14 protein-coding genes and 1 pseudogene are annotated in these 19,526 nt (G+C 70.6%); 7 read left to right on the top strand and 8 right to left on the bottom strand.

The features are described from left to right. Window positions 1-47 precede the first annotated feature (47 nt). The 5 genes from INQ48_38400 (at window position 48) to INQ48_38380 (ending at window position 6,058) form a co-directional block, all read left to right on the top strand. Complete coding sequence (locus INQ48_38400; GenBank protein ID QRF61268.1) at window positions 48-1,526, top strand: PLP-dependent aminotransferase family protein; 1,479 nt, start codon at window positions 48-50, stop codon at window positions 1,524-1,526. Between the two features lie 113 nt (window positions 1,527-1,639). Beyond that, window positions 1,640-2,389 (top strand): extensin family protein, encoded by a 750-nt coding sequence (locus INQ48_38395; GenBank protein ID QRF61267.1) that lies wholly within the window; start codon window positions 1,640-1,642, stop codon window positions 2,387-2,389. 22 nt (window positions 2,390-2,411) lie between these two features. Next, on the top strand, window positions 2,412-3,539 hold the full coding sequence (locus tag INQ48_38390) for a hypothetical protein (protein ID QRF61266.1): 1,128 nt from the start codon (window positions 2,412-2,414) through the stop codon (window positions 3,537-3,539). Window positions 3,540-3,683: 144 nt separating this feature from the next. Further along, window positions 3,684-5,345, top strand: a complete 1,662-nt coding sequence (locus INQ48_38385) for an AAA family ATPase (protein QRF61265.1) — start codon at window positions 3,684-3,686, stop codon at window positions 5,343-5,345. Beyond that, window positions 5,342-6,058 (top strand): esterase, encoded by a 717-nt coding sequence (locus INQ48_38380; protein QRF61264.1) that lies wholly within the window; start codon window positions 5,342-5,344, stop codon window positions 6,056-6,058. Before INQ48_38385 ends, INQ48_38380 begins: the two co-directional genes overlap by 4 nt. An 8-nt stretch (window positions 6,059-6,066) precedes the next feature. Here INQ48_38380 and INQ48_38375 read toward each other — a convergent pair whose 3' ends face one another. From INQ48_38375 to INQ48_38355, 5 genes are read right to left on the bottom strand one after another with little or no spacing between them, the layout of a single operon-like run. Further along, window positions 6,067-6,939 (bottom strand): phosphonopyruvate hydrolase, encoded by an 873-nt coding sequence (locus INQ48_38375; GenBank protein QRF61263.1) that lies wholly within the window; start codon window positions 6,937-6,939, stop codon window positions 6,067-6,069. 44 nt (window positions 6,940-6,983) lie between these two features. After that, entirely contained in the window at window positions 6,984-8,225 is a 1,242-nt protein-coding gene (locus INQ48_38370; GenBank protein QRF61262.1) for a pyridoxal phosphate-dependent aminotransferase, read from the bottom strand. Continuing rightward, entirely contained in the window at window positions 8,222-9,880 is a 1,659-nt protein-coding gene (locus INQ48_38365; GenBank protein QRF61261.1) for an iron ABC transporter permease, read from the bottom strand. Before INQ48_38365 ends, INQ48_38370 begins: the two co-directional genes overlap by 4 nt. Further along, on the bottom strand, window positions 9,877-10,941 hold the full coding sequence (locus tag INQ48_38360; protein QRF61260.1) for an ABC transporter ATP-binding protein: 1,065 nt from the start codon (window positions 10,939-10,941) through the stop codon (window positions 9,877-9,879). The genes INQ48_38365 and INQ48_38360 overlap by 4 nt, the downstream gene beginning before the upstream one ends. A gap of 30 nt (window positions 10,942-10,971) precedes the next feature. Continuing rightward, window positions 10,972-11,952 (bottom strand): extracellular solute-binding protein, encoded by a 981-nt coding sequence (locus tag INQ48_38355; protein ID QRF61259.1) that lies wholly within the window; start codon window positions 11,950-11,952, stop codon window positions 10,972-10,974. Window positions 11,953-12,059: 107 nt separating this feature from the next. Between INQ48_38355 and INQ48_38350 the strand changes: the two genes are divergently transcribed. Further along, entirely contained in the window at window positions 12,060-12,953 is an 894-nt protein-coding gene (locus INQ48_38350) for a LysR family transcriptional regulator (GenBank protein QRF61258.1), read from the top strand. Window positions 12,954-12,990: 37 nt separating this feature from the next. On the opposite strand, the gene INQ48_38345 is transcribed toward INQ48_38350, so the two are convergent. Continuing rightward, complete coding sequence (locus INQ48_38345) at window positions 12,991-14,070, bottom strand: RNA methyltransferase (protein ID QRF61257.1); 1,080 nt, start codon at window positions 14,068-14,070, stop codon at window positions 12,991-12,993. Window positions 14,071-14,148: 78 nt separating this feature from the next. Further along, window positions 14,149-16,677: an excinuclease ABC subunit UvrA gene (locus tag INQ48_38340; GenBank protein ID QRF61256.1), complete on the bottom strand. Its 2,529-nt coding sequence runs from the start codon at window positions 16,675-16,677 to the stop codon at window positions 14,149-14,151. Window positions 16,678-16,793: 116 nt separating this feature from the next. Here INQ48_38340 and INQ48_38335 point away from each other — a divergent pair, with 116 nt between their 5' ends. Beyond that, a complete protein-coding gene (locus INQ48_38335; GenBank protein ID QRF61255.1) occupies window positions 16,794-18,083 on the top strand; it encodes a cardiolipin synthase B in 1,290 nt (429 codons plus the stop codon). Between the two features lie 15 nt (window positions 18,084-18,098). Here INQ48_38335 and INQ48_38330 read toward each other — a convergent pair. Next, a pseudogene (locus INQ48_38330) lies at window positions 18,099-19,456 on the bottom strand (epoxide hydrolase). Window positions 19,457-19,526: the final 70 nt, after the last annotated feature.

Raw genomic sequence — 19,526 nt, 5'->3', positions numbered from 1 at the left:
AAAAAGATCCACTTCCTTCAATTAGGATGGAGCCAATCCAAAAAGCCATGAAATCCATCTGCGCCGACCTGGTGCTGCAGCGCATCGCTCCCGCGGCCGGCGCCGCGCTCAACCGCCAGCTCTACGACTGCCTGCGCGGCGCCATCCTCGACGGCAGCCTGCCGCCCTCGAGCGCGCTGCCGGCCTCGCGCGACCTGGCGCGCGAGACCGGCATGTCGCGCAACACCGTGCTGCATGCCTACGAGCAGCTGCGCGCCGAGGGCTACGTGCATTCGCGCGTGGGCAGCGGCACCTTCGTGGCCGAGACCACGCCCGAGAGCCAGCTGGCCACCGGCCGCGGCGCGGCGCGCCGCCGCGCCGGCCCGCGCCGCGCCGGTGGGCTGGCCCGGCGCGCCCAGGCGCTGGTCGACGATGCCTCGGCCGCGGCGCGCCAGTGGGGCGCCTTCATGCCCGGCGTGCCCGACGTGACCCAGTTCCCGCATCGCGCCTTCGGCCGCATCGTCGCGCGCCTGTGGCGCGATCCCGCGCCCGAGCTGCTGACCTATTCGCATGGCGGCGGCCATCCGGCGCTGCGCGAGGCGGTGGCCGAGCACCTGCGCGTGGCGCGCGCGGTGCGCTGCGATGCCGACCAGGTGCTGATCACCGAGGGCGTGCACCAGGCCATCGACCTGTCGCTGCGCATGCTGGCCGACCCGAGCGACACCGTGTGGGTCGAGGAGCCCGGCTACTGGGGCTTCCACAAGCTGCTGCAGATGGGTGCCTGGCGCGTGCGGCCGCTGCGCGTGGAGGCCGAGGGCGACGGACCCGGGGCTGGCTGGCCGCGCGGCGGCAGCGCGCCGCGGCTGATCTTCGTGACGCCCTCGCACCAGTACCCGCTGGGCTCGGTGATGAGCTTGGCGCGGCGGCGCGAGCTGCTCGACTTCGCGCGCCAGTCGGGCAGCTGGATCGTGGAGGACGACTACGACAGCGAGTTCCGCTTCGCGGGCCGGCCCATTCCCTCGATGCAGGGGCTCGAGGACGACAGCCCGGTGATCTACATCGGCACCTTCAGCAAGACCCTGTTCCCGGGCCTGCGCGTGGGCTACATGGTGCTGCCGCGCGCGCTGGCCGCGCATTTCCGCACCGCGCATGCCGACCTCTACCGCGAGGGCCATGCCATCACGCAGGTGGCCCTGGCCGAGCTGATCGGCCAGGGCCACTACGCCGCCCACATCCGCCGCATGCGCGTGCTCTATGCGCGCCGGCGCGCGCTGCTGGCCGGGCTGATCGCCGAGCACCTGGGCCCCGACCACCTGCATCCGCAGGCCAGCAATGCCGGGCTGCACCTGGTGCTGCGGCTGCCCGAGGACCGCGACGACGTGGCGATCATGGAAGCGGCGCAGGCGCGCGGCGTGCTCTCGCGGCCGCTGTCGCGCTACTACCGGCGCGGCGACGGGCAGCGCGGCCTGCTGCTGGGCTATGCCTGCGTGGAGGAGGCGAACATCGAGCCGGCGTTCCGCGTGCTGCTCGACTGCATCCGGCCTTGAGCGACGCCCGGCCGGTTCGCATCGGCCTACACGCGCTGGCCGATCATCCCGACAGCGCAGCGCGCGCGGTCGGGCCCCAATAAGGCTTTCGACATCCACCGCCTTCGTTCCCCGTGCCCCTGCCGCCCGCGCAAGACCGACCCGCCCGCCCCGGACGCCGACTGGCCCTCGCGCTGGTCGTCGCCATCGCCGCCGGCGTGGTGGCCGTCTTCACGGGCGCCATCGAGGTGCCCGAGCGCCACGATCCCTGGGCGCCGCTCGACGTGACGGCGGCGCCCAACTGGCTCACTTCGTACAAGCTCGCCCGCGCACGCGGCGATCCGGTGCGCTGCCAGGCCGCGCTGGCCGACACCGGCATGCAGTACGAGCGCGTGCCCGACCGCATCACAGGCCCGGGCTGCGGCTTCGAGAACGCGGTGCGCCTGCGCGCGGCCGGCGTGCGCCTGGGCAGCGCGCCCACGCTGAGCTGCCCGATGGCGCTGTCCTTCTTCATGTGGGAGCGCCATGCGCTGCAGCCCGCGGCCCTGCGGCACTTCGGCCAGCCGGTCGCCGCGATCGACCACCTCGGCAGCTATGCCTGCCGCAACGTGAACCGCGGCGAAGGCGCGATGCCCGGCGCACCACGCAGCCGGCACGCCACGGCCGATGCCTTCGACGTGGCCGGCTTCGTGCTCGCCGACGGGCGCCGTGTCAACGTGCGCAAGGACTGGCACGCCGACGCCACGAACCCCTCGGCCGCGCTGCTGAACGATGCCCACCTGGGTGCCTGCCGCTTCTTTCGCGGCGTGCTCGGGCCCGAGTACAACGCGGCGCACCGCGATCACTTCCATCTGGAGACGGGCGGGTTTCCGATGTGCCGCTGAGCCCGTCTGCTAGAAAGCCACCATGAGCGCTTCCCTCGCCGCCTCTCTCGTCGATCTCGTGCTGGGCCTGGAACTCGGCGCGCGCGGCGATGCCGATCCGAACCGCTTCGCGCTCGAGGGCGTGCGCTGGACCACGGGGCAGGACGGCACGCGCGAACTGCGGATCGCGCGGCTCGAAGCGACGGCCCTGCGGCTCGCCACGGGCGCGCTGGTGCTGGAGATCGAGCGCATCGCCGTGCACGAGCTGGTCGCGCGCGTGCATGCCGAGAACGGGTCGCTGCGCGTCGGCGCCATCGAGGCCCGCGACGCGGAGTTCGCCGGCCTGAAGTTGCACGGCCCCCTCGTGCTGCCGCGGCAGTTCCGCCAACTGTGGGAAGCCACCCATCCCGCCGACGGCACGGCGCAGCCGCCGCCGGCCGATGCCTGGCAACTCGGCCCGCTCGGCGAGATCGACGGCACCCTGCGCGGCCGCATCACCGACGCGCACCTGCTGTTCGATGCCCACGTGACCGTGCCGATCCGCCATGGGCTGGTCGACTTCAACGACGCCACCGTTGAGCACGTGGGCCCCGACTCGCGCATGGGCGTGAGCCCGCTCGGCTTCTACGTCGATGCGCCGAACGGCCGCAGCTACCTCTACCAGTTCGCCTCGGCGCCGCTCGCGGGCGTGGAGTTCGAGCGCCGCAAGAGCCTGATCGGCCCGTGGATCTCCGAGCGCGGCAAGCTGCGGCTGCGGCCTTTCGCCGAATCGATGCTGCGCCAGGGGCTCGGCACGCAGGCCCAGGGGTTGACCGCGCAGGCGCGCACGCTGCTGGGGCGCACGGCCCTGTCGGGCGAACTGCGGCTCGGAGACGGCCTGCTTGCGCTGCCAGGCCTGCAGGTATCGATGGACGGGCACAAGCAGGGCCTCAACACGATCGTGCTGCGCTCCGAGTCGGTGGGCCGCGGGTTGGGCGCGGAGATCGCGGCGCTGTCCGCGCGTGACATCGCGGCGAGCTGGGGCGGCGCGCAACTCGCTGGCGAGGCCGTGACGGCGAAGCTCGGCGTGCAGGTGGTCGTCGAGGGCCACACCCTGCGCTTCGTGCTCGCGGTCGAGAGCGGCCGCATCACCGCGCCTCGCATCGGCTTCGGGGCCAGCGCGCCCGCGTGATCGTCCCCTTCGGGGATCGCTCCATCTTTCTTGTGTCCGTGCGTCGAGGCGCGATGGCCGCCGCCATCTTCCACGGGCTTGACCCAGGTCAATCGCCGGGCGCCCGCACCGCTCTAGCATGGACAGGCGACACGAGGAGACGCCTTGGAACTCGAGATACCGGAGATGCTGGCCGCCGTCCTGCGCAGCCAGGTCGGCGCGCAGTCGCCGCTGGGCCTCCAGCTGGGCGGCCAGGGGGCCTGCAGCGGCATACGCGTCGTGTCGAGCCGCCACTTCGATGGGCGCTCGCTCAACCTGCTCTACCAGCTGAGCCTCGGCAACGGCGCGCGCGACCTGGTGTTCCAGCTGCTCGCGCTCGACAACCTCAACGGCGAATCGCAGCTGCAGCCGATCGCGAACCTCGAGGCGATGGTGCCGGCGCTGACCGAATGGCTGGCGCGCGACGCGATCGACGGCTGGCTCTACCAGCGCGGCAAGGACGGCGTGCTGCTGCCCTGGCTGGTCCACACGGTGCGGCTGGTGAAGCCCACCGAGGGCAATGCCTACGTGCTCGTGGGCCTGCTCGCCAACACCTTGCAGGCCGCCGGCCGCGAGCCGCCCTCCGAGCCCCGGCTGCGCTTCGCGGGCATGACCTGGGGCCTGAGCTTCTACGAGGAGCAGTTGCCGCAGCGCACGCTGGCCGACCTGTTCGCCGACCACGGCTTTCACAAGGAGTGCGCGGAGTTCAAGCGCGAGTACGAGATGCAGCTCGAGCGCTTCGGCAAGCTGCAGCCGCAGCACGGCGCGCAGTTCACCGTCGGCGGCAGCGTGTGGACCGCGGGCGAGGGCCCGCGCGCGGCGCTCGAGTGCCACCGGCTGCCCGAGGCCGCCGCGGTGCGCTGCGTGAACGACGAGGAGCTGCTGCGCCGCCGCTTCGACCTGGCCGCCGATCCGCACCACTGGCGCGAGAGCGGCATCGCCCAGGGCTTCGACCGCATTCCGCAGCACTGCTACCTGCACCTGTTCCACCTCGACTGGCACCGCAACATCTGGGTCCATGCCCAGCATGTGCAGGAGTACCGGTACCAGCCCGGCCTGCGCGAGCGGCTGGTGCTGCCGCAGGCGCATCGCGACCTGATCGACATCCTCACGGCCGACCGCAATTTCCTGGTCGAGGACGTGGTGCCCGGCAAGTCGGGCGGCACCACCATCCTGTGCAAGGGCGCGCCCGGCCTGGGCAAGACGCTGACCGCCGAGGTCTACGCGGAAGTGGTCGGCAAGCCGCTGTACCGCGTGCATTCGGGCCAGCTCGGCGTGACGGCGAGCTCGGTCGAGGCCAGCCTCACGCGCATCCTGCAGCGCGCCGCGCACTGGGGCTGCGTGCTGCTGCTCGACGAGGCCGACGTCTACATCCGGCGCCGCGACAACGACCTGCAGCACAACGCCATCGTGGCCGAGTTCCTGCGCACGCTCGAGTACTTCAGCGGCCTGCTGTTCATGACCACCAACCGCGTCGGCGACATCGACGAGGCCATCCTCTCGCGCTGCATCGCGGTCATCGACTACCAGCCGCCCGGGCCCGAGGATGCGCGGCGCCTGTGGGCCACGCTGTCGGCCCAGCTCGGCGTGGAACTGCCCGCCGCCGTGATCGACCGGCTGGTGGTCGACTACGCGGGCGCCAGCGGCCGCGACATCAAGGAGCTGCTCAAGCTCACGAGCAAGTACTGCCGGCGCAAGGAACTGCCGCTGTCGACGCAGTCCTTCGCGCAATGCGCCGTGTTCCGCGGCATCGCGCCCGCCGCTTCGAACAGAGGAGGCCACGCATGATCGACCCCACCCTGTTCGGCGGCGCGCTCACGGGCCGCATGGCCTTCCGGCCCGGTGCCGCGCCCTTGTACGAGCCGCTGCCGCCCGGCCGCCACGACCTGGGCTTCGACGAAGGCCGCGACGCGGTGCTGGTGGTGCCCGAGGGCCTGCCCGCCGACGCGCCGCTGCCCCTGCTCGTGATGTTCCATGGCGCGGGCGGCGAGGCCAACCGCGTGCTGCCGCACTTCGTCGCGCATGCGCGCTCGCGCGGCTTCCTGCTGCTGGCGCCGCAGTCGATGTACGCCACCTGGGACATCGTGGTCGGCGGCCATGGCCCCGACCTCGAGCGGCTCGACAACGCGCTGGCCACCGTGTCGCGGCATTTCCGTCTCGACCCCGCGCGGCTCGCGCTCGCGGGCTTCTCCGACGGCGGCAGCTACGCGCTGTCGCTGGGCCTCACCAACGGCGACGTGGCGAGCCACGTGATCGGCCTGTCGGCCGGCTTCATGAACAGCTTCGCGCAGGCCGGCACGCCGCGCTTCTTTCTCGCGCACGGACGCTCGGACAGCCAGTTGCCGATCGAGACCAGCGCCCATCCGCATGCCCGCCGGCTGCTCGAGAGCGGGCACGACCTCACGCTGCAGCCCTTCGATGGGGACCATGTGATCGTGCCCTGGGTGGTGGGGCGGGCGGTGGCCTTCTTCCTGGGGGACGAGGCGGCGAAGCCGGCCTGAGCGCGCGGCTACTTCAGATAGCGGGCCTCGACGGCGCGCATGCGTTCGTCGCCCTGCAGTTCGATGATCTCCTTGACGGACGGAAGCGCCGCATCCACCGCGCGGATGCCGCCGTCTCTGCGGATCCGGGCGAACACCTCGCGCACGGCGCCGACGGCCGCGCGGATGGCGTGGTTGCCGTAGATGACGATGCCGACCTTCGAGAGCGCGGCGATGTCGGCCTCGGTCAGTTGCGGGTACGCGGTGGGCACCAGCACCAGCGGCACCTTGCCGGGCCAGGACTTCACGAAAGCCAGGATCTCGTCGGGCGTCTTCTGCCTGGAATGGATCAGTATCGCGTCGGCGCCGGCCTCCTCGTAGGCCTGGCCGCGCCGCACGGCTTCCTGCTGGCCCAGGCCGGCGATCAGCGCTTCCACGCGCGCGATCACCACGAAGTCCCTGTCGGCGCGGGCAGCGGTCGCCGCCGCGATCTTGCCCTGGAACTCCTCGATGCGGACCAGCTCCTGCCGGCCATCGGTCCTCAGGCTGGTGTCCTTGGGAAAGGTCTTGTCCTCCATCACGATGGCCGACGCGCCGGCCGCTTCGTACTGCGGCACGACGTAGTGGACGTTCACCGCGTTGCCGAAGCCGGTGTCGATGTCGGCGATCAACGGAATGGACACGGTGGAAGCGATGGCCCGCATCATCTCCAGGTGCGTGGACATCGACAGGATGTTGGCGTCGGGCACGGCATAGCTGGCCGACAGCTCGAAGCCGCTGCCCCAGATGCCGCCGAAGCCGGCCTGCTCGGCGAGCTTCGCCACCAGGGGATTGTGGGCGGCCATGGCGGTGAACAGCCGGCCGCTGTCGAGGGCTGCGCGCAGCGCTTGATTCTTGGTCATTGAAGTTTCTCTGGATGGATGAACGAAGTGATGTGGAGCGCCGCTCAGCCGAGCCGCCCGCAGGCCGCGGCGATCCGAGCCATGGCCTCGTCGAGCTCCGCGTCCGAGGCCGCATAGGAGACGCGGAAATGGCCTGGCAGCTCGAACGCCGAGCCGGGCACGATCGCCACCCCCGCCTCGCGCAGCAGGTACAGCGCGAGGTCGGCATCCGTCGCGATCAGGTGGCCCGCGGGGTCGCGCCGCCCCAGCAATCCCTGGCAGCCCGGGAAGGCATAGAAGGCGCCGGGCGGCAGGTCGCAGGCGATGCCTTCGATGCGGTTGAGCTGGCCGACCACGCTGTCGCGGCGCCGCCGGAAGGCCTCGACGAACTGCGGAAGAAAGTCCATCGGGCCGTCGAGCGCGGCGACGGCGGCGGCCTGGCTGATCGAACTGGTGTGCGAGGTGGACTGGGACTGGACCAGGTTCATGGCCTTGATCAGTTCGAGCGGCCCGGCGCCGAAGCCGACGCGCCAGCCGGTCATGGCATAGGCCTTGGACACGCCGTTGATCGTCAGCGTGCGCGAGGCCAGTTCGGGCATCACGGCGGCCGGCGTGGCGAAGGCGTCGGTCTGGTAGCGGATCTTCTCGTAGATGTCGTCCGCCATCACCCAGACCCGCGGATGGCGCAGCAGCACCGCGCCGAGCGCGGCCAGTTCGTCGTGCGAATAGACCGCGCCGCTGGGATTCGACGGCGAGTTGAGCATCAGCCACTTGGTGCGCGGCGTGATGGCGTCCTCCAGCTGCCGCGGCGTGAGCTTGAAGCCGCTCGCCGCACCGCAGCGGACGATCACGGGCGTGCCGCCGGCCAGCAGCACCATCTCGGGGTAGGACACCCAGGCCGGCGTCGGCACCACCACCTCGTCGCCCGGATCGATGGTGGCCTGCAGCGCGTTGTAGAGGATCTGCTTGGCACCGCAGCCGACCTGGACCTGCTCGGGGTCGAAGCGCAGCCCGTGGTCGCGCTCGAACTTGCGCACCACGGCCTCGCGCAGCGCGAAGGTTCCAGCCACGTCGGTATAGCGCGACTCGCCGCGGTCGATGGCCTGCTTGCCGGCCTCGCGCACATGATCGGGCGCCGGGAAATCGGGCTCGCCCTGGCTCAGCGCGATGACGTTGCGGCCCTCGCGCTTGAGCTGGTTGGCCAGCCGCGTCATCTCCTTCGTGGCCGAGGGCTTGGCACCGAGCACGCGCCTGGCCAGGAATGGGTGGAGATCGTGCGAAGGTGCTGTTGTTGTGGTTGTCGTCATTCGATGGTTCCTACTCTCAGCTTGAAGATCCAGCGCGCCAGCGCCAGGGGGATGAAGATGGTCAGCAGCAGCACCAGGCTGTAGGCACAGGCCAGTGCCAGCCGCCCGCTGTCGATCTGCTGGAAGATTTCGATCGGCATGGTGTTCATGCCGCCGAAGTACAAGACGACCGTGGCCGACAGCTCCGACAGGGTCGTGACCCACATCAGCACGGCGGCCGCCACCACCGACGGTCCGATCACCGGAAGCACCACGCGCACGAAGCTGCGCAGCGGGCTCACGCCCAGGCTCATGGAGGCCTCCTCGATCGAATCGCGCAGGTTGTGCAGCGGGCCGGCGGCGGCGCGCACGCTGGTGGGCATGCGCCGGAGGAAGTAGGCCAGTGCCATCACCACCCAGCTGCCCGTGAGCACCAGCCAGCCGCTGTTGAACGCGTTGATGAGCGCGATGCCCAGCACGGTGCCCGCGATGGTCAGCGGCAGCATCACCAGCACGTCGAGCACATGGGTGAGCCACGAGCGCCGCTTGACGATCAGGTAGGCCGACACGACCGAGAAAATCACACCGGCCACGGTGGCGATCGAGGCCAGGAACAGCGAGTTGTACAAGGGCTCGGGCGCGCGGAACAGCGCATGCTGCAGATGGGCCAGCGTGAAGCTGCCGTAGCGCAGCACCGGCCCCACGGAGGGCGTGAACGCGGTGACGACCACCACCACGGCCGGCAGCAGCGACAGCAGCACCACGCCGAGCACGGCAGCGCTGGCCAGCACCGCGCGCCAGCCGTGGATCGCCAGCACCGCCGGGCTGCGGCCCGCTTCCATCTGGAACTGGCGCTTCTCGATCGCCAGTTTCTGCACGAGCAGCAGGCCCGCGCCCAGCAGCACCAGCAGCGATGCCATCGTGGTCTGCATCTGCGGATTGCCGCCCATCTCGCTGACGAACTCGTTGTAGGCCTTCACCGCCAGCACCGGCGTGCGCGCGCCCAGGATGGCCGGCACGCCGAAGCTGCCGATCACGTGGGTGAACACGATGAGCGCGCCGGCGAACAGCGAGGGCAGCAGCAGCGGCAGGGTCACGCCACCGAGCACGCGGCCGATCGGCCGGCCCAGGCTCAGCGCGGCCTCCTCCAGGTTGCGGTCCATCGACTTCAGGCCGACCAGGACGGCGACGAAGGCGTACACGTAGTTGTTGAGGGTCATCACGTAGACCATGCCCCACCACGAATAGAGCGACGGCAACTCGATGCCCCAGGGTGCCAGCGCCATGTTGACAAGGCCCTGCTTGCCCAGGATCAGCACCCAGGCCGCGGCCACGACGACGTCGGGGACCACCAGCGTCACCAGCGGCAACGCGGTGACGATGCCGGCCAGCGGAAACCTGCAGCGCGCGACGACCACGGCCAGGCCGCCGCCCACGAGCATCGAGGTGATCGTGACCGCCAGCCCGAGGATCAGCGTGTTGAAGAAGACCTCGCGGTACGAGGCCTCGGCGAAGAAGCGCAGGTAGCCGCCGAAGCTCGGCTGGCCATCGGGGCCCACGAAGGACTTGCCGATCATCCCCGCCAGCGGCAGGACCAGGAACACGCCCAGCACTCCGATGGCGCACAGCGCCAGCACCAGCCAGGCCGGATCGCGTCGCAGCGCGCGGGACATCATGCGGCCTGCACGATGTGCGCGTCGACGGGCAGTGCCAGCACGACGGTGTCGTCGCGCGAGCGGCTCTGGTCCTGCTGGCGCGTGCGCACCTCGACCCGGAGCACGCCGGCGCTGGTGCGCACCCGGTAGCCCGTGAGGCCGCCGCGGAATTCGACATGCTCGATCACGCCGCGCAGATGGCCGTCGGCCGTCGCATCGGCGTCGGCGAAGACCAGCTCCTCGCTGCGCACCGCCAGCACCGCGCCGGGGCGCAACGGCACCCCGCTGTCGGTCAGGATGACGCCGGCCGGCGTGCCCAGGCGGCGCAGCCCGTTGGCGGCCGCGGGCAGTTCCTCGTCGATGGCGATGAGGTTGGCTCCCCCGACGAAGTCGGCGGCGAAGGCGGTGCCGGGCCGGGCGTAGATCTCGCGCGGCGGACCGATCTGGACGATGCGCCCGCGGTCCATCACGGCGATCAGGTCGGACAGCGCCAGCGCTTCTTCCTGGTCGTGTGTGACGAACACGGTCGTGATGCCCGCCTCGGTCTGCAGCTCGCGCACCAGGCTGCGCAGCTCGACGCGCAGCTTGACGTCCAGCGCCGACAGCGGTTCGTCCAGCAGCAGCAGCCGGGGCTCGATCACCAGCGCGCGCGCCATCGCGACGCGCTGCCGCTGGCCGCCGGACAGGGCCGCGGGCGAGCGGTCGGCCAGCGCCTTCAGTCCCACGCGTTCGAGCATGGCCAGCGCGCGTTGCTCCGCGGCGGCGCGGTCGACGCCGCGCGCGGCGAGTCCGTAGACGACGTTGGCGAGGACCGAGCGGTCGGGGAACAGCGCGTAGTCCTGGAACACCATGCCAACCCCGCGGCGATGCACCGGCACGTGGGTCACGTCCTCATCGCCGAACCGGATGCGCCCGGCGTCCGGCCGCACGAACCCGCCCAGCATGCGCAACAGCGTGGTCTTGCCGCAGCCCGACGGCCCCAGCAGCGTGAAGAACGACCCGCTCGGGATGGCGAGATCGAGCCCGTCGAACAGGGCCTGGCCGCCATAGCTCTGGGCGATGGCTTCGAATGAGACTTGCATCGGTGGCTTTCCGTTGGCCTGCGGTGCCGGTCAGCGCGCGTTGACGCTCTGGCGCCACTGCGCGATGAATGCCGCGCGCTCCGTGCCCATCCGGGCATCGTCGAGCGCCACGACCTTGATGCCCGACAGCGCGGGCAATTCCGCCAGCCTGCTCACGTCGATGTCGGTGCGCAGCGGACGGCGGTAGGCGCTCTTGAAGACCTCGGTCTGCGTCTTGCCGGCGGCCAGGAATTCGTAGAGCCGGCGGGCCTCCTGCGGATGCTTCGCGCCCTTGATCAGGGCCATGCCTTCGGGCGAGAGAAAGGTGCCCTCGGCCGGATAGACCAGCTTGATCTCCTTGAGTCCGCCGGCCACGTACTCGTAGGCGGCGTACTCCATCGTCACCGCGACCGCGAACTCGCCCTTGGCAACGCCTTCGTAGGCGGCGGAGGTGGTGCCGACGATCACGGCATTGCGCGCGACCTTGGCGAGGACCTCGTTGCCCAGCAACTGCTGCAATCCATACAGCGCGACGAACGAGGCGCTGCTGCGCTCCGGATCGGGAATGACGATCCTGCCCTTCCACTTCGGATCGGCCAGGTCGGCCCAACCCCGCGGCGGCTGGCCGCCCGGCGTCTGCCGCAGGTTCGCCATCAGCACGGTCACGTGGACGTTGGTGCCCAGCCAGAGGCCGTTCGGTCCGCGGTAGGCCGGCGGTATGGCCGCGGCCTGCGCGGATTCGTGAGGCTGGAACTGGTCACGGAATTCGCCGATGGTCGACAGGCCGCCCGACCAGAAGATGTCGCCCAGCGGGTTGGCGGCCTCGGCCTTGATGCGCTGCATCAGCGCCCCGGTGCCGGCGCGCACCACGGACACCTTGATGTCGGGGTTCTGCTTGGTGAACTGGTCGACGACCTGGTTCACCGTCTCCACGTTGTTGGAGGAATACAGCACGACCTCGCCCGCGCAGGCCTGCGCCAGCCGTCCTGCGAAAATGAGGAAAAGACATAGTTTTGGCAGCAAGCGAAGCATCTAATTCCGCCCTTTCGAGGCACTGTTGGTGACAGAATGAATGCTATCGACCGCCAAATTTCGATCAACCGAGGTTCTGTGACAGTATTCCCCGCCGTGGTTTCACAATGAGTTTTGATCATGAACGAGCAGCCGAAGTACCGCTGACACCGCTGCGCGCCTTCGTGGCGGTCGGCCGGCATGGCAACTTCACGCGGGCCGGCGCGGCATTGGGCGTCACCCAGGGCGCGGTGAGCCGCCACATCGCCTCGCTCGAAGCATTCGCGGGCGGACGGCTGTTCCACCGCCGGGGCTCGACCGTCGAATTCACGCCCAGCGGCCTGCAGCTCTTCGAGGCGGTCAAGGACGCCATGTCGACCATCGAGATGACGATGCAACTGCTGGCGCAACGTGGCCGCAAGCACGACCGGCTGAAGGTGCGCACCTCGATGCCGAGCTTCGCGATGACGGTGGTGGTGCCCGCGCTCGGCGCCTACACGGCGCAGCACGGCGTGCAGATCGACCTGATCACCTCGCTGGCGCCGCCCGAGCCGTCCGACGATTTCGACGTGCTCATCACCCGCGACCTGAGCGTGCCGGGAACGGAGAGCTGGGAGCTGATGCGCGAGGAACTGGTCTGCGTCGCCTCGCCGTCCCTGCTGGAGAAGCACCGCGCGCGATCGAAGAGCGGTTGGCCCCTGGTGGCGGCGCGCTCACGGCCCGACGTCATCGCGACCTGGGCCATCGCCGCGGGCATCGCGACCGAGAGCCTCTATGTGGTCGCCACCTACGACCATCTCTTCCTGGCCATCACCGCGGCCATCGGCGGCACGGGCTTCCTGGTGGTGCCGAAGCTGCTGGTGCTGGATCCGCTGCGCGACGGCACGCTGGTGCTGGCCGACGGCCAGAGCATCGGCTCGGGTGCGAGCTACCTGGCCTACGTCAGCACGCACAGCGCGCATGCCCAGAGCGCGGGCGACTTCTGCCGCTGGCTCAAGGGCATGCTTCGCGAGCGCATGTGAGCGCCGACCGCGCGCGACGAGCTCGCGCGCGCCGCGCCTAATCTTCCGGGCGACCCGAAGCCCGGCGCACGATGGACGCCGCATCCACGGTCACGGGCCGGGCCTGCCCCGCCACGCCGGCGCCCGTTGCCCGCGCCCGCAACTGCCCACACCCCCCATCGACATCCTGCCCCGCCGAATTCCGCAGCTTGGTCAGGATGCCGCGCTCGTGCAGGGTACGCGCGATCTGCTGGCAGCGCGCCCAGGCCGGGCGCTGGAAGTCCACGCCGTCGACCGCGTTGAACGGGATCATGTTGAGCACGCCGTACTTGCCCGACAGCAGCCGCACCAGCCCCTCGATCTCTTCCTCGCTGTCGTTGATGCCTTCGAGCAGCGTCCACTGGTACTGGATCGGATAGCCGGTGGTGCGCGCATAGCGCTCGCCGGCCGCGACCAGTTCCTCGGGCGTGAGCCGCGGCGCGCGCGGCAGCAGCTTGCGGCGCAGTTCGTCGCGCGTGGTGTGCAGCGACAGCGCGAGCGCGGGCCGCACGCGCTCCTGCAGCAGCCGCTCGAACACGCGCGGATCGCCGACGGTGGAGAACACCAGGTTCTTGTGGCCGATGTTGCCGACCGTGCCGAGCAGCTCGATCGCCTCCATCACGTTGTCGAGGTTATGGGCCGGCTCGCCCATGCCCATGAACACCACCTTGCGCACCGGCCGGCGCAGGCGCGCGAGCGCCACCTGGGCAATGATCTCGGCGCTGCCGACCTGGCGCAGCAGCCCCTCGCGCCCGGTCATGCAGAACTGGCAGCCGACCGCGCAGCCCACCTGCGAGGACACGCACAGGCCGTCGCGCGGCAGCAGCACGCTCTCTACGGTCTGGCCGTCGGCAAGCGCCACCAGCAGCCGCTCCGAACCATCGGCGCCGGGATGCACCGCATGCACGCGCGCAAGGCCCGCGAGCTCGGCCTCGATGGCCGGCAGCTCGGCCATCAATCCGGCCGGGAAGAAGCTGTGCGGCAACCGCCGGCCGCTGTCGCGCGGCAGCGCATGGGACCACAGCCGCAGCACGCGCTGCTCATGGCTGGGGCCCGCGCCTGCTTCGCGCAGTCGGCGTCGGATGTCGTGGATTCGCATGGGGGCTGGAACGGGAAGGCGGGCTCGCGCGGCGGCGCGGATCGGGGGCCCAGATTGTGCACCCGGGCCGCGCCCGGCTCAGCCCCACTGGCGCGCGAGGTACTTCGCCGTGGGCGTGCCGGCCTTCGCGAGCTCGCGCGGCGTGCCCGCCGCCACCACGCGCCCGCCCTCGCCGCCCGCGCCCGGGCCCATGTCGATGACCCAGTCGCAGCGCGCCACCACGCGCATCTCGTGCTCGACCAGCACCACCGTGTTGCCCGCGTCGACGAGCTCGTCGAGCTGCGCCATCAGCCGGTCCACGTCCGACGGATGCAGCCCGGTGGTCGGCTCGTCGAGCACGTAGAGCGCGTCGCCGCGCTGCGCACGCTGCAGCTCGGTCGCGAGCTTGATGCGCTGGGCCTCGCCGCCCGACAGCTCGGTGGCCGGCTGCCCCAGGCGCAGGTAGCCCAGGCCGATCGCCGCGAGCAGGCGCAGCGGCCGCTCGATCGGGGCGTCGTCCACGAAGAAGGCATGCGCCTCGTCCACCGTCATCGCGAGCACGTCGGCGATGCTCTTGTCGCGCAGCCGCACCTTCAGCGTCGCCGCGTCGAAGCGCGAGCCGCCGCATGTCGGGCACGGCGCGTAGACGCTGGGCATGAACAGCAGCTCGACGCTGACGAAGCCCTCGCCCTCGCAGGTCGGGCAGCGGCCCTTGGCGACGTTGAACGAGAACTGGCCGGCATCGAAGCGGCGCGCCTTCGCGGCGCGGGTCTGCGCGAACAGCTTGCGCACGTGGTCGAACAGCCCGGTGTAGGTCGCGAGGTTCGAACGCGGCGTGCGGCCGATCGGCTTCTGGTCGACCCGCACCAGCCGCCGGATCCGGTCCAGGCCCTCGACGATGCGGCCCTGCGTCTCCTGGGCAAGCGAGGGCTCGCCTTCGCCCGGCTCTTCGTCGGCCGGCGCCTCGTGACCCAGGTGCGCCGCCACCAGCTGCACCAGCGCCTGGCTCACGAGGCTGGACTTGCCCGACCCCGAGACGCCGGTGACCGCGGTCATCGCGCCGATCGGAAAAGCCGCATCGACCGCCTCGAGGTTGTTGCGCGTGATGCCTGCGAGCCGCAGCCAGCCCTGCGCCGAACGCGGCGGCCGGCCCGCATCGCCGGCCGCCTCGGGCGCGAACAGGTAGGCAGCCGTGCGGGAAGCCGCCACGTCGCGCAGCCCGGCCGGCGGCCCGCTGTAGAGCACCTCGCCGCCGTTCTCGCCGGCGCCGGGCCCGACGTCGACCAGCCAGTCGGCGCGGCGCATCAGGTCCAGGTCGTGCTCGACCACGAACAGCGAGTTGCCCGCGCGCTTGAGCGCATCGAGCGCGTCGACCAGTGCCTCGGCGTCGGCCGGATGCAGGCCGGCCGACGGCTCGTCGAGCACGTAGACCACGCCGAACAGCTTGGAACGGATCTGCGTCGCGAGCCGCAGCCGCTGCAGCTCGCCCGGCGACAGCGTGGGCGTTGCGCGATCGAGCGAGAGATAGCCGAGCCCGAGGCCCAGCAGCGTCTCGAGCCGCGCCAGCGCGTCCTGCGCGATGCGCTGCGCCACGATGCGTTTTTCGGCCGACGGCACGGTCTTGCCATGCGCCTCGCCGCGCGCCGCCGGCCGCAGCACCTGCGCCAGCGCGCCCAGCGTCAGGTGCGAGATCTGCCCGATGTCGAGCCCCGCGAAACGCACCGACAATGCCTCGGCCTTGAGCCGCTTGCCCTGGCAGGCCGGGCACGACGCGCCCGACATGAAGCGCGAGACGCGGTTCTTCATCAGCGCGCTCTGCGTGGTGGCGAAGGTGTGGAGCACGTACTTGCGCGCGCCCATGAAGGTGCCCTGGTAGCTGGGCTCGAGCTTGCGGCGCAGCGCGGCGCGCGTCTCGGCCGGCGTGAAGCCGGCATAGACCGGCACCGTCGGCTGCTCCTCGGTGAACAGGATCCAGTCGCGCGTCTTCTTCGGCAACGCGCGCCACGGCGTGTCGACGTCGATGCCCAGCGTGACGAGGATGTCGCGCAGGTTCTGCCCCTGCCAGGCCGAGGGCCAGGCGGCCACCGCGCGCTCGCGGATCGTGAGGCTGTCGTCGGGCACCATCGCGCGCTCGGTCACCTCGAACACCCGGCCCAGCCCGTGGCAAACGGGACAGGCACCCTGCGGCGTGTTGGGCGAGAAGTCCTCCGCGTGCAGCATGGCCTGGCGCGCCGGGTAGTCGCCCGCGCGCGAATAGAGCATGCGCAGCAGGTTCGACAGCGTGGTCACGCTGCCCACCGAGGAGCGCGCGCCCGGCGTGCCGCGCTGCTGCTGCAGCGCCACGGCCGGCGGCAGCCCGTCGATCGAATCGACCGCCGGCACGCCGACCTGGTCGATCAGCCGCCGCGCATAGGGCGCCACCGATTCGAGGTAGCGCCGCTGCGCCTCGGCATACAGCGTGCCGAAGGCCAGCGAGGACTTGCCGGAACCAGAGATGCCGCTGAAGACCACGAGGGCATCGCGCGGGATGTCGACGTCGACGTTGCGCAGGTTGTGCTCGCGCGCGCCGCGCACGCTGACGAAGCGGTGGGAGGCCGGATCGGCCGGAGGTCTGGGTTGTTGGGGCATGGTGTTCGCAGTGGCTGGCGCCGCAGGCCGATATTGATGGCAGACATCGCAGCGGCGCCTTGCAGGACAAGGGCGCGAACTCGATTCGGCGCGGGCAAAGGCCGGCACGATAAGGCATGCCCGTACCCGCCCCCCGCAAGCCCTGGAAAGCCATCGCCTGGACCTTCGTCCTGACGCTGGCCGCCACCCTGCTCGTGCTCAACCTCACGAGCGGCGAGAAGAAGCTCGACGAACAGGTGCGCCGCGAATACGCGCTGCACGATCCCCAGTACCAGCGCGCGCTCGGCGCCCTGCTCGGCCCGCCGATCGCCGACGGCAACCGCTTCGAGGCCTTCCAGAACGGCGACAAGATCTTTCCGCCGATGCTCGCGGCGATCCGCGCCGCGAAGCAAAGCATCACCTTCGAGACCTACATCTACTGGTCGGGCGACATCGGGCGCGCGTTTGCCGATGCGCTGTCGGAGCGCGCGCGTGCCGGCGTCAAGGTGCATGTGCTGCTCGACTGGGTCGGCAGCGCGAAGGTCGATGCGGACTTCATCCGCGAGATGGAGACATCGGGCGTGGAGATCCGCAAGTTCCACAAGCCGAGCTGGTACGACATCGCGCGCATGAACAACCGCACCCACCGCAAGCTGCTGGTGGTCGACGGGCGCATCGGCTTCACGGGCGGTGTCGGCATCGCGCCCGAATGGACCGGCGACGCGCAGGACCCCGCGCACTGGCGCGACTCGCACTACAAGGTCGAGGGCCCGGTGGTGGCGCAGATGCAGGCCGTCTTCATGGACAACTGGATCAAGGTCTCGGGCGACGTGTTCCATGGCGAGCGCTACTTCCCGCCGCTGCCGCCCGTGGGCAACGGCCGCGCGCAGATATTCAGCAGCTCGCCTTCGGGCGGCAGCGAGAGCATGCACCTGATGTACCTGCTCTCGATCGCCGCGGCCACGAAGACCATCGACCTCTCGAGCGCCTACTTCGTGCCCGACGATCTCACCGTGGGCGCGCTGGTCGCGGCCCTGCATCGCGGCGTGCGGGTGCGCATCGTCACGCCGGGGCCGATCATCGATTCGCAGACCGTGCGCCGCGCCTCGCGCGCCGCCTGGGGCCCGCTGCTCGAGGCCGGCGCCCAGATCAGCGAGTACCAGCCGACCATGTACCACTGCAAGGTGTTCCTGGTCGACGGCCTGCTGGTGTCGGTGGGCTCGACCAACTTCGACAACCGATCGTTCCGACTCAACGACGAGGCCAACCTCAACATCTACGACGAGGCCTTCGCCGCGGCGCAGACCGTGCAGTTCGAGGCCGACCTCGCGCAGTCGAAGCGGTTGAGCTACGAGGCCTGGAAGGAGCGGCCGCTGCTCGAGAAGGCGTGGGAGCATCTGGCGGCGGTGCTGTCGCCGCAGCTTTGAGCGGCCGGCTCCCCGTCAGCCGCGCAGCGACCTGAACGCCGCGCGCAACTCCGCGCTGAACAGCGCCGGCTGCTCCCAGGCGGCGAAGTGCCCGCCCTTGTCGACCTCGTTGAAATAGATGAGGTTGTGGTACGCCGCCTCGACCCACTGGCGCGGCGCGCGGTAGATCTCGCCAGGGAACACGGTCACCGCGGCCGGGATCGAGATGTCGACGGCGTTGAAGTTGTTGGCGTTGTTCTCCCAGTAGAGCTGCGCGCCCGAAGTGGCGGTCTTGGTCACCCAGTAGAGCGTGATGTCGTCGAGCATCTCGTCGCGCGTGAGCGACTTCTCGGCGTCGCCGCCGCTGTAGTCCACTCGGTGAACTTGTCGTAGAAGAAGGCGGCCAGGCCCGCGGGCGAGTCCTCGAGCGCATAGCCCAGGGTCTGGGGCCGCGTCACCATCAGCGCGGCATAGCCGCCGCCCTTTTTGTAGAGGAAGTTCAGCGCATCGAAGGCGGCCTTCTCCTTGTCGTCGAGACCGGCGGGCGCGGGGTCGCCATTGTTGAGCGCCTTCGCCACCCGCGGCGGCACGCTGGCCGGCATGTTGACGTGGATGCCGAGCAGGCCCGGCAGCTTCTGGCGCGCCATGCTGTCCGAGATGACCGAGCCCCAGTCGCCGCCCTGCGACACGTAGCGCGGGTAGCCCAGCCGCTTCATCAGCACGTCCCAGGCGCGGCCGATGCGGTCGGGGCCCCAGCCGGTGCTGCGCGGCTTGGCCGAGAAGCCATAGCCGGGCATCGAGGGCAGCACGAGGTGGAAGGCATCCTCGGCGCGGCCGCCATGGGCGGTGGGGTTGACGAGCGGGTCGATGGTCTTGAGCAGCTCCATCACCGAGCCGGGCCAGCCATGGGTCATGACCAGCGGCAGCGCATCGGGATGGCGCGACTTCACGTGGATGAAGTGGATGTCGAGGCCGTCGATCTCGGTGATGAACTGCGGCAGGGCATTGAGCCGCGCCTCGGCCTTGCGCCAGTCGTAGCCGCTGCCCCAGTACTGCACCAGCGGCTGCAGCTTCTCGAGCCGCACGCCTTGCGACAGGTCCGTCACGGTCTCGCGGTCGGGCCAGCGCGTGGCCTTCACGCGGCGACGCAGGTCGGCCAGCACGGCCTCGGGCACGTGGACGCGGAACGGGCGTACGGCCGTGTCGCCCGTGGGCGCGCGCGGCGTCGGCGGATAGGCCGCGGCCGCTTGCGCATCGGCCTCGGGACTGCCGGCCGCCCGTGCCAGCTCTGTGCCCGAGAGCAGGCTGAAGCCTGCGGCGCCGGCCACGGCGGAGGTGGCGAAGAAGCCGCGGCGGGTGGCCCGGCTCGCGGTCTTGTCGGTGGTCTTGTGCATGGGATGTTCCTCTGGATTGGATGAAGTCGCGTGGCCCCTGTCCCGGGGCTGGAGCGCATTCTTCGAGCGC

The organism is Variovorax paradoxus (assembly GCA_016806145.1).
Lineage (GTDB): Bacteria > Pseudomonadota > Gammaproteobacteria > Burkholderiales > Burkholderiaceae_C > Variovorax.
The sequence above is the reverse complement of the archived record's forward strand: the minus strand, read 5'-3'. Positions and strand labels throughout refer to the sequence as shown.

Excerpts from the sequence above, each read along its gene's own strand:
- INQ48_38400 (QRF61268.1), top strand. The coding sequence starts at position 48 with ATGAAATCCATCTGCGCCGACCTGGTGCTGCAGCGCATCGCTCCCGCG.
- INQ48_38390 (QRF61266.1), top strand. The coding sequence starts at position 2,412 with ATGAGCGCTTCCCTCGCCGCCTCTCTCGTCGATCTCGTGCTGGGCCTG.
- INQ48_38380 (QRF61264.1), top strand. The coding sequence starts at position 5,342 with ATGATCGACCCCACCCTGTTCGGCGGCGCGCTCACGGGCCGCATGGCC.
- INQ48_38375 (QRF61263.1), bottom strand. The coding sequence starts at position 6,939 with ATGACCAAGAATCAAGCGCTGCGCGCAGCCCTCGACAGCGGCCGGCTG.
- INQ48_38370 (QRF61262.1), bottom strand. The coding sequence starts at position 8,225 with ATGACGACAACCACAACAACAGCACCTTCGCACGATCTCCACCCATTC.
- INQ48_38365 (QRF61261.1), bottom strand. The coding sequence starts at position 9,880 with ATGATGTCCCGCGCGCTGCGACGCGATCCGGCCTGGCTGGTGCTGGCG.
- INQ48_38360 (QRF61260.1), bottom strand. The coding sequence starts at position 10,941 with ATGCAAGTCTCATTCGAAGCCATCGCCCAGAGCTATGGCGGCCAGGCC.
- INQ48_38355 (QRF61259.1), bottom strand. The coding sequence starts at position 11,952 with ATGCTTCGCTTGCTGCCAAAACTATGTCTTTTCCTCATTTTCGCAGGA.
- INQ48_38350 (QRF61258.1), top strand. The coding sequence starts at position 12,060 with ATGAGTTTTGATCATGAACGAGCAGCCGAAGTACCGCTGACACCGCTG.
- INQ48_38345 (QRF61257.1), bottom strand. The coding sequence starts at position 14,070 with ATGCGAATCCACGACATCCGACGCCGACTGCGCGAAGCAGGCGCGGGC.
- INQ48_38340 (QRF61256.1), bottom strand. The coding sequence starts at position 16,677 with ATGCCCCAACAACCCAGACCTCCGGCCGATCCGGCCTCCCACCGCTTC.
- INQ48_38335 (QRF61255.1), top strand. The coding sequence starts at position 16,794 with ATGCCCGTACCCGCCCCCCGCAAGCCCTGGAAAGCCATCGCCTGGACC.